Raw genomic sequence first — 816 nt, 5'->3', positions numbered from 1 at the left:
GGCGGGGGCGGGGGTCGTGCCGGTGGTGCTGGTCATGGCGGGCTCCTTCAGACGAGGGTCAGGTGCGGGTCGCCGGCGGTCGCGGCGCCCGCGTCGGCACCGGGCGCGACGCCCCACGCCTCGGCGAGCAGCGCGAACGACCGCCGGGCGTCGGCGGGGTCGTGGGTCGCGGTGGTCATCAGCAGCTCGTCGGCGCCGGTGACGCGCTGCAGCGTCTCCAGCCGGGCGACGACGTCCGCGGGAGCGCCGACGACCCGGGTGTCGACCCGGTCGGCGACGACGGCGCGCTCGTCGGCGTCGCGGGCCTCCCACGGCACGGCGTCGTCGGGGTGCGGGTACGCGACGGCCCCGGCGGCGCCGCGGCGGATCGACAGCACCCAGTCGGCGAACGGCGTCGCGAGCGCGCGGGCCTCGGCGGTGGTCTCGGCGACCAGCACGTCGGCGGAGACCACCACGTACGGCCGGTCGAGCACGCCGGGGCGGAACGCCGCCCGGTAGGCGGCGATCGTGTCGAGCGTGGTGGCGGGGCTGACGTGGAAGTTCGCGGCGATCGGCAGGCCGAGCTCGCCGGCGACCCGGGCGCTCTCCCCCGCGGACGAGGCGAGCACCCAGAGGTCGAAGTCGGCGCCCTCGACCGGCGGCGCCACGTGCCGGGTGCCGTCGGCCTCGGCGTAGTCGCCGGCGCGCAGGCCGAGGACCAGGCCGAGCTCGTCGCGGAACGCCGCCGGGGTGCGGGACGCGCCCACGACCCGCTTCTGGGCGAGCAGCCGCTCGCGCAGGACGGAGTCGGAGCCGTCGATCGGCGGTGCGCCGGGG

At 78.7% G+C, this 816-nt stretch carries 1 protein-coding gene; it reads right to left on the bottom strand.

The window, feature by feature from the left end; genetic code table 11:
• Nucleotides 1-47: 47 nt before the first annotated feature.
• The coding region (locus G6556_RS18965; protein ID WP_346775015.1) for an LLM class flavin-dependent oxidoreductase at nucleotides 48-816 on the bottom strand (769 nt) is incomplete at its 5' end.

The organism is Cellulomonas sp. IC4_254 (assembly GCF_011603975.1).
In the GTDB taxonomy this organism is placed as follows: domain Bacteria; phylum Actinomycetota; class Actinomycetes; order Actinomycetales; family Cellulomonadaceae; genus Cellulomonas.
The sequence above is the reverse complement of the archived record's forward strand: the minus strand, read 5'-3'. Positions and strand labels throughout refer to the sequence as shown.